3 protein-coding genes and 1 pseudogene are annotated in these 9804 nt (G+C 59.6%); 2 read left to right on the top strand and 2 right to left on the bottom strand.

Annotated features, from left to right (window positions below; translation table 11 throughout):
* Positions 1 to 3707 (bottom strand): calcium-binding protein (locus ABDB81_RS29965; RefSeq protein ID WP_346814359.1); only part of this gene is annotated, 3707 nt, incomplete at its 3' end.
* 576 nt (positions 3708 to 4283) lie between these two features.
* A pseudogene (locus tag ABDB81_RS29960) lies at positions 4284 to 4403 on the bottom strand (HlyD family secretion protein); the annotation flags it as partial.
* A 562-nt stretch (positions 4404 to 4965) separates the two neighbouring features.
* On the opposite strand from ABDB81_RS29960, the gene ABDB81_RS29955 reads away from it, so the two are divergent.
* Positions 4966 to 7182 (top strand): TonB-dependent siderophore receptor, encoded by a 2217-nt coding sequence (locus tag ABDB81_RS29955; RefSeq protein ID WP_346814358.1) that lies wholly within the window; start codon positions 4966 to 4968, stop codon positions 7180 to 7182.
* A 10-nt stretch (positions 7183 to 7192) separates the two neighbouring features.
* A complete protein-coding gene (locus ABDB81_RS29950) occupies positions 7193 to 9583 on the top strand; it encodes a TonB-dependent receptor (RefSeq protein WP_346814357.1) in 2391 nt (796 codons plus the stop codon).
* The last annotated feature ends 221 nt before the right edge of the window (positions 9584 to 9804 follow it).

Raw genomic sequence — 9804 nt, 5'->3', positions numbered from 1 at the left:
GTGAGTTCGACGGTGTCCAGGCGGGCGCTGGCGTTGTTGATGCTGCGGATCCTGTCCTTGGCGTAGCCGGTGCCAAAGCGGAAGACGTCGGCGCCGTCGCCACCGTAGAGGGTATCGTTGCCGGCACCGCCATCGAGGATGTCAGCCCCATCGCCGCCGTAAAGGGTGTCATTGCCCGCGCCACCGATGAGGGTGTCGTCGCCGGCTTCGCCATACAGGGTGTCGTAGCCGTCCCCGCCGATGAGTGTGTCGTTGCCGTCTCGGCCATACAGGGTGTCGTGGCCGTCGCCGCCGTCAATGACATCGCTCTTCGAGCCGCCATAGATAGCGTCGTTGTCACCATAGCCATAGAACGTTCCCGCGAAATCCTGCAGGCCGACGATCGAGTTCTGGTAGTTGTTACCGTAAGTGATGATGGTCCGGGAGACGGCAGCGGTATCCCAGATGGCGCCATCGGCGAACTTGAGTTCCTTGACGGTGCTGACGTCGCTGGAGCGCGAGAAGTAGTCCTCGATAGTCAGGACATCCTTGCCATTGGTGTGCGTGAGGATCAGCGCATCGCCGACGCGGCGCATGTCGAGGTCGACTGCGTTGATGTCACGGAACTCGACGGTATCCAGGCGGGCGCTGGCGACGTCGGCACTGCGGATGCGGTCTTGTCCATAGCCGGTGCCGAAGCGGAACACGTCGGCGCCTGCGCCGCCGTAGAGGGTGTCGTTACCGCTGCCACCATCGATGAGGTCCGCACCGTCGCCGCCGTAGAGGGTGTCGTTGCCGGCGCCGCCGATGAGGGTGTCGTCACCGCCGTAGCCGTAGAGGGTGTCGTGGCCATCGCCACCGTCAATGACGTCGTTCTTCGATCCGCCGGTGATACCGTCGTTGCCGCCCAACCCGAAAACGGTACCTTCCGAATCCCGATCCCACTTCAACGAGTTACCGTACTCGTCGCCAAAGATCGCTGTCACCTTGGAGAGCGTCGTCGCAACATTCCAAGTCGTGCCATCGGCAAACTTCAGAACCTTGACAGTACTCACGGTGCCGGATTCGGTGAAATACCGATACACCCTCAGCATGTCTTTCCCATTGGTGTGCGCCAGAACGAGTGTGTCGCCTTGCCGTCCCACGATCACGTCCGAGACATTGATGTTGGCAAGTTCAACCGTGTCCAGGCGCGCGCTGGCGTTGTCCGAACTGCCGACATAATCGTGACCGTACCCTGTTCCGAAACGGAACACGTCGGCGCCAGCGCCTCCGTACAGCGTATCGTTGCCGATGCCGCCATCGATGATGTCGTCGCCATCGCCACCAGAGAGGGTGTCGTCCCCCGCGCTGCCAATCAGCATGTCATTGCCCGCGCCGCCGTTCAGCGTGTCGTTGCCTGCATTCCCTACCAGTACATCGCTACCTGCGGTGCCGGAGAAGGAGTTCCCGACTGTATTGCTTCTGTAGGCGTCACCGTCTGCGGTGGTGCTGGCTCCGCCGGTGATGTAGTTCATCTTTGCATCGGCGAATGACTTGCGAATGGCTGGGTCGACAAGTGCGCGCTGTGCAAGGTCTGCCATCTGCGCCACGCCGTTCCATCCTGCAGGCACCAGTACCTTGCCTTGGGCCTGATAGATCTCGAGTATCAGCGCGGCACCGTTGCGGGCATCGACTGCCATTGCGTCCGCGAGCGCCTTGTCCATCCGCGAGGTGTCCAGCGTGAGCGACTTTCCGTCGGCGGTCAGATCCACCAGCGCAAGGTATTTGTCGAGGCGTAGCGCAACCATGTTGGTAGCTGCATCGTCGACCAGGCGATTCCAGAGCGAGTCGAAGTGCGATACGCCGTCGGGTTGGTTTGGGATGGTGAGGCGGATGAAGCCGTCTTCGTCAGATTCCAGTTCGTTGCGATTCTGGAAAATCAACTGCGAGAGAGGAGTCCACGCCTCTACAGCCACGCCAGTCCGTTGCGTTACAAAGCGAGGGGCGTAATTCGAGGCGTCACCTTTGATCTGTTTCCAGTCAAGGAAGGTATATCCGGTGAACTTCTCATAGGCATAGATTTTCTCCAGTCCGCCGACCATTCGTTCGCGCATGGCGTCGAAGCGTTCAACGGCTGCTGAGTCGAGTTTTGCACGGAACGCGTTCCGTTCCGCTTCGCTGCCTTTCACGGCGACCTTCATCCAGCTCCGCTCCTCGTCGTTTTCGGGCTCGCTGAGAATCAGGGCGTATCCGTCCGCGATCGCTCGGTCGCTGGCGCTTGCATACTCGGATGTACTGGACCACTCCTTGACCAGTTCGCCGATTGCATCTCGCCACCGGTCGCGGTCTGTCATGGACTCAAGATCCTTGATCATGGCAATGAGCTTGGGATTCAACGTAGCAGCCTCGCGCAAATCGCGAACCCACCCTGATCCGGTGATCTCAGGCAGCGCGGCGGCGTCGTCACTGACGGCAATGCGCTTGAATTCTCGCTTGAAACCATTCTGGGCGAGAACAAAACTGCCGGCTTTCCCCGTGCTGCCATCGGCGCGCGTGTATGTGCCACCCTCGACCAGTTTTGCGTCGCCGTGATCGACGTTCGTGCGCGTGCTGCGTAGGTTGATGCTGGCAATACCGAGGTCGGTCAGGCTGGTCAGTTCACCCGACTGGCTGACACCATCCTGATTCAGGTCTCGCCAGACCCGGATTTCATTGAAGCGGGCGTCCTTTGCATCAAATACCCCGTCGGATGCGCCGTCGGGATTTGCCTCACTTCCTGTATCGAGTTCAGACAACGCGGCAAAACCGTGCGCAGCCTTGGTGCCATCCGCAAGAAGCGTCTCGTCACCGAACAGTTCGCGTCCGGAATCGATCAGCCCGTTGCCATTCCTGTCCCAGACGAGTAAGCCATCGTCACGGCCAACCCAGGCTGTTCCGTTCTTGATCGTGTTGCCATTGGCGTCGAACAGAATGCCTTCGGAAAGTTTGGTGATTTCGTAGCCGTCGCCGTCGAGGTCGAGGACCAGGGGGTCGACGTACTGGATAGTTTTGACCAGGGGGTCGGGGGATAATCCGAGCAGATCAGAAATAAATGTGATTGACCTTTTGAATAGAGAAAAAGTCTCTTTCCCTGAGGCGCTTCCGTAGTATCCAGCGACACCAACGGCTATAAACATGGCAGCGACGACGGGGCCGCCAGCAAACCCGAGGGCCACCATCCCCGCTTTGGCCGCAACTGCGGCTATCGTGGATAGGAATGTTGCTGCTACGACGCCGGCGGCTGCCTCGCCTAGAATATCCCAGTCTCCTGTTTTGTGAGATTCTTTTGCGGCGCGGATTACATTGAAATAATCTAGTGCAACGCCCGCATGTCCCGCCGCCAAGCGCCAAGTACGTTGCTTAGCCACTTTGGCCACGACTTCGCCATACTCCTTATAGGCGTCAAACCCAGCCTGACGGATGCTATCAATACGTTGCGTCATGTCGAAGGCCATCTCGCGGAAGGCTGCCCGCTCAATGGGGGTACCCACACCTTCAGCAAGTTTCATGAAGTCCTTTGCTTGAGTGGCCGCTAAATCCGTCAACTGCTCACCTAAGGCGGCAAGCTGTTTTGCGGTTCCGCCGCCGGCACTTTCTAGCCATTTTGCTGAGTTGGATATGGCCGAAGTCAAGCCGGTCCAGTAATTCGAGTAACTTTTTTCCATATGCGTCATTAATTGCTGCATAGTGGCTTGCGAATTATTCATTATTTCCTCGTGAAAAATATAAAAATATTCTTTATTTCAAAAAATACTAACAACCATACGGAGCAGAAAAATATAAATATCCCTTCTGACCAAAGTATCAATATCATCCTGTTTGATGATAATAAATAGAAGAATGGTGTCGAAATTTGTTCGCTGGATGAGAGGGGGGATATCAAAATTAATAGGGAAATCGGTAGCAATAAATATCTTTTTATAGCTGAGAGTTCATCTATGTGCTTTTTATACTCAGATAAGTTAATTGGGGTAAGGCTTATAAGGGCGGCAAAAAACGGTGCGAGGACTATTGGCAGCGAATAACTAATGGTGGTGGCAAAGGGAAAAACCGACGCGGAGGATGCCGAGCCAACGGATTCGATGTGAAAATTTATAAGCTCAGCGATTGCCAGCCACATTTTTGGTGGGTGATCTGGAGAGAAAGTCGCTAATATGGCTAAGAGTATCAATTGGGAATAAAGTAGCCATACGGTAAAACTCCTGCTCACCAACGGTATCCACAACGCCTCCCTCTCCGAGTATTTCTGCATTCTTACTCTCCAGTTAAACAGCTGCGGCGCACTATCGCTCTCGAAAACTCTCAGTCCCATGCACCATTAATGGCGACAAGAAATACTCAATAACCCGCCGTTTCCCTGTCTTGATCTCCACCGTATCCGCCATGCTTGGCGAGACGACCTCGCAGACATGCCAAGCTGCCGAGCGGCGGGTATGAGTTCGGGGGCGGAGAGCCGTTCGCTTGCGCGAAATTGGTGTGCGAGTTGGTCCGGTCCTACGGGAAGGGCGTGGAAGCGCGCGGCAAGACACAGGGTCTCCAGAACGGTGTCGACCTGCGGTGCAGACGAATCTCCGGGCGTCTCGTCATCGCTCGAGACCCGCGGAAGCGACAGTCGTTGACTCATCTGCCGCGTACATGATCGGCGCGCGCGTCCGCCGCCTTGTGATGACGCTGCTGCTTCATGACCACTCACTCCCAAAACGTATCTGGATTTTGGTAAGTGGCGCAGTCTGCCTTTCACTCGGACCCGAAACATTGCGTTCGGGCAAAGGTTACTTAAAAATAACGTTTCTTTTCTTGCCCCTGCTTCAACGACGTAGCCGTTCCTGCCAATTTGGTCGAACGGTTCAAGTTGGGGGTGATTTTTTCGTTGTTACAAACTAATCCAACTCAAATTGAGGGGATCGACGCGGCTGTCCGGCTTGGTAGGTAGGAACACCCTTCAACCTGCCTGGACTCCGAACCATGTCGCAACCGCAATCCCGTCGTCAGCTTTCCCGTTTTCCTTCTGCATGCCAACTTCCGCTGAAGCCCGTCACCGCTGCGTTGTATCAAGCGATGCTCTGCATCGCCGTGGGCTCGGGAGCCGTAACCTTCGATGCCTATGCTCAGGCGTCTTCCGAAGCCACGCTGCCCACAGTCACCGTGAGCGCCAGCGTGCCCAATGAAGCGAGCGAACTTCCCGCCCCCTATGCCGGTGGCCAGACCGCACGCGGTGGCCGTCTCGGCATGCTGGGCAATCGCGGCAACATGGATACGCCGTTTTCCACGAGCAGCTATACGGCGCAGCGTATCGAGGACCAGCAGGCTGTGACGTTGGCCGATGTCCTGAATGCGGACCCGTCGATTCGCTTCACCGGCCAGACCGGTGGCGTGACCGATTCGTTCATGATTCGCGGCTTCCCGATCAACGAGGGGAATCTGTCGGAGATTGCGTTCGATGGCGTGTATGGCGTCTCGCCGAACTATCACCTGTTCCCGGAATACATCGAGCGAGTGGAAGTGCTCAAGGGTCCGGCTGCGTTGCTCTATGGCATGTCGCCGAATAGCGGCGTGGGTGGCGTGGTGAACGTGGTGCCCAAGCGTGCCGGCGATGTCGATCTGAACCGCTTCACGCTCGACTATGGTTCGGATGCGCAGGTGGGCGGTGGTGTCGATCTGAGCCGTCGATGGGGCAAGGACAAGGAGTGGGGCGTGCGATTCAACGGCCTGCATCGGCAGGGCGGCACGGCGCTGGATAACCAGAAGTCGCGCAGTGAAGTGGCTGCCGTGGGGCTCGACTATCGTGGCGAACGCCTGCGAGTTTCGCTCGATCTGATCGAGCAGTATCAATGGATCGATGCACCGACGCGGCCGTTCCTCGTGGCGTCCGGCATCAAGGTTCCTGCGGCGCCGGACGGGCGGCGCAATGTCACCCAGCCGTGGACCTGGTGGAAATCGAACGATGTGTCCACGCTGCTGCGTGTCGAGTATGACGTGGCCGACAACGTGACTGTCTATGCCGATGCCGGCGGCACGCGCTCGGACGTCTCACGTCTCTCGGATCAGACCCCGACCATCCTCAACGCCGCTGGCGATACGTCTGCAGCGGTGCAGAACTGGCGCTTCCAGATCAACCGGATGTCGTTCGATACCGGTGTGCGTGCGAAGTTCGATACGGGTCCGGTCAGGCATTCGTTCGCCGTGCAAGGCAATCTCTATTCAGACCGTATCGCCAACGCGAACGTGGCGGGCACGCCGGTCCAGTCGAACATCTACAACCCGGTGGTACGCCCGGCGCAGTCCATTGCGCCGCCGAAGTATGTGCCGAAGGTGTCGGACTCCACGCTGTCCGGCGTGGCGCTGGTGGATACGTTGAGCGCGCTCGACGACCGCGTCGCGCTGACGCTCGGCCTGCGCTATCAGCAGGTAGAGTCGAGCAACTACAACGCGGCGACGGGCGCGAAATCCGCCAGCTACGATGAAAGCGCCGTGACGCCGCTGGCCGGCATCGTCTTCAAGCCGTGGCGCAATGTGTCGTTCTATGCGAACTACGTGGAAGGGCTGAGCAAGGGCGATATCGCACCGGCCACGGCGTCGAATGCCGGGCAGGTGTTCGCGCCGTACAAGACCAAGCAGCAGGAGGTGGGCGTCAAGGTGGATTCTGGCTCGCTGCTGGCAACCCTGTCCGCGTTCCGCATGACCAAGCCCAGCGGCCAGTTGTACGGCACCGTCTATGCGATCGACAGCGAGCAGCGCAATCAGGGGCTGGAGTTGACCGTGGCCGGTGAAGTGGTGCGCCGCGTTCGCCTGCTCGGTGGTGTGACGTGGATCGACGGCAAGCTGACGCAGACCAATAGCCCGACAACGCAGGGCAATCGTCCGGTCGGCGTGCCAAACGTCATGGCGAACCTCGGTGCCGAATGGGATCTGCCGTGGCTGCAAGGGCTGACGCTGACCAGCGCGATGAACTACACGGGCCGCGTCAACGTCAACCAGGCCAATACCCAGCAGGTGGCATCGTGGACGACGTTCGATTTCGGTGCGCGATATCGCACGAAGGTCGCCGGCAAGGCCACCACGTTCCGCGCCACGGTTATCAATGCCTTCGACAAGAACTACTGGGGCGGCGTGGCGTCGTACAGCACCATCTCGCAAGGCGCACCGCGTACGTTCCTGGGTTCGGTCACGGTGGACTTCTGATGCAAGGTCCATGTCGATGAGCTATCGCGCGGTCTTCGGCGCGTTCGTTGCCGCGATGCTCGTTGCCATGGGCACGCCGGCATGCGCGGCTGCGGAATCCGTGCACGACGGTGCAGCGGAGGTGCGCTTGTACGCGATACCGCCGGGGCCGCTCGACAAAGTGCTGATCCAGTTTGCGTCGGCTTCGAAGATCGATCTGGTCTTCGAGGCTGACGCGCTGCCCAAGCGCCAGAGTGCCGGGCTGGCCGGGCGCTTCGGCGTGCTCGAAGGCATACGCAAGCTGCTGGAGGGCACGGATCTTGGTGTAGTCGATCTGCGCGACGGCGGTTATGCGATCCGCAGGAAGGCGGGTGCTTCCGCCAATGGCGTGGACGCACCGCTGACGCTCCCTACCGTGACGGTGTTTGGCCGGCGCTCGCCCGTGCGGGTTGTTGAAGGAGGCGAGGCTGGTCTGGGACTGCTGGGCAATGTCGATGCATTCGACGCGCCCGTCAGCACGCGCAGCTTCGATGCACGTGCCATCCAGGACCTCCAGGCGTACAGCGTTGCCGATGTGGTCGAGACTGATGCGTCGGTGCGCTCGGTCAGCAAACCAGGCGGCATTCTCGACGCCTTCACGATTCGCGGATTTCCCTATAGCAACGGGAATTTCGGGGAGATCGCGTTCGATGGGGTCTACGGCATCGCATCGAACTATCGCGTGGCCACAGGCTATGTCGAGCGCATCGAACTGATCAAGGGGCCGACCACGCTGCTGTACGGCATGTCGCCGGGCGGTGCCATCGGCGGCGCCATCAACATCGTGCCGAAGCGCGCGGAAGAAGATCGTACCGAAGTCGGCGTGGACTACGGCTCGGTCAATCAATTCGGCACCTCGGTCGATGTCAGCAAGCGGTTCGGCGACGATCGGGAACTCGGGGTGCGTGTGAACGGCGGGTATCGAGCGGGAGGCACCGCGCTCGACAATCAGCATCGCAGTGCAGGCTCGGGAGCGCTGGCGCTCGACTATCGCGGCAGCCGCCTGAAAGCGAGTCTCGATGTGATCGGCCAGCACGAAACAATCTCGGCGCCGTTCCGGCTGGTGCATATCGTGCCCGGTATCGCAGTGCCGGCCGCGCCCGACGGACATCGCAACATCTCCCAGCCTTGGGAGACCTCGCGCATCAACGATGGCTCGGTGCTCGCCCGCGTGACCTACGACGTGGACGATCGTATTCAGCTCTACGCCTACGCAGGCGGTGGCCGCACGCGCGTGGCGCGCGTGTTTCCCATCACGCCGACCATCATCAACGAGGCAGGCGATGTGTCGGTCTTCGACACGAACTACCGGTTCGAGGTGGATCGAGCCAGCGCGGAGGCTGGTGGACGCTGGAACTTCGGCACTGGACCGTTGAGCCATCGGATGGCATTGGCGCTGAGCGGCTACCGGGATCAGCTCAACCGCGGTCTGGTGAATTCTTCGATCACATCGCTCACCAATCTCTACGCACCGGTGGCATTGCCGCAGCAGTTCATTCCCGAACCGACGAGTGTGCCCAAGGTGTCATCGACATACCTGACAGGCGTATCGCTGGCCGACACCATGGTCATGCTCGATGGTGCGCTGCAGTTCACCGCCGGCTTGCGCTATCAGCGGATTCGTTCGGACAACTTCAATCCGGATGGCAGTGTCATCGCGCACTACGACAAAGGCGCTGCCTCGCCGATGTTCGGCATTGTGGTGCGACCGAACGAGTCGGTATCGCTCTATGCCAACCGCGTCGAGGGCCTGAGCAAAGGCGACGTGGCGCCGACGAGTGCATCGAATGCAGGAGAGGTGCTTGCCCCGTATCGCACGACGCAATACGAAATTGGCGTGCGGTTTGCGCGGCAGCAATTGGCGGCCAGCTTGAGTGCATTCCAGATCAGCCGTGTAAGCGGCGTGATGTCGGGCACGCGCTACGGTGCCGATGGAGAACAGCGTAATCGTGGACTGGAGTTCGCGGTGCGCGAAGAGTTGCTGCCCGGTGTGCGTCTTAGTGCCAGTGCCATGTGGGTGGATGCCGCGATTACCGAAAGCCCGGCATTGAGCGGGAAGCGCCCCATCGGCGTGCCGTCATGGCAAGCCAACGTTGGCGTGGAACTGGATGCGCCACCTGTTCCGGGACTGACCTTCACGACGTTCCTGACCTACAGCGGATCGCAGTATGTGGATGCGTCCAATACGCAGCGCATCCCGTCGTGGACGCGATGGGATCTCGGCCTGAGATATCGGCTGGAAGGCGGGCGTTATCCCACTACGCTGCGCCTTGCCGTGCGCAATGTCCTGAACCGTCGCGGGTGGGTGGCCGTGGATGCGTATGGCGGGTTGGCGCAGGCTGATCCGAGGACGGTGTTGGCTTCGGTGACGGTGGGGTTTTGAGGTGGGTATTCAAACACCGCTGGTTTGCTCCCCTCTCCCATGTCATGGGAGAGGGGAGCAAACCGAGAGATGACGTCGAACGTCTTCTGGCGGAGCGCCGCGCGCAGCGGTCAAATGTCCAAAGTGTCCATACACGACATTTGTACCGTGCCGTTCAATTGCCCCCCACCAACGTCCGCGCTTCCACCACCTTGTCGCGATACGCTTCGAAGATCCGGCGC

Origin of the sequence: Cupriavidus sp. DL-D2 (assembly GCF_039710735.1) — a bacterium.
Classification (GTDB): Bacteria; Pseudomonadota; Gammaproteobacteria; order Burkholderiales; family Burkholderiaceae; genus Cupriavidus.
The sequence above is the reverse complement of the archived record's forward strand: the minus strand, read 5'-3'. Positions and strand labels throughout refer to the sequence as shown.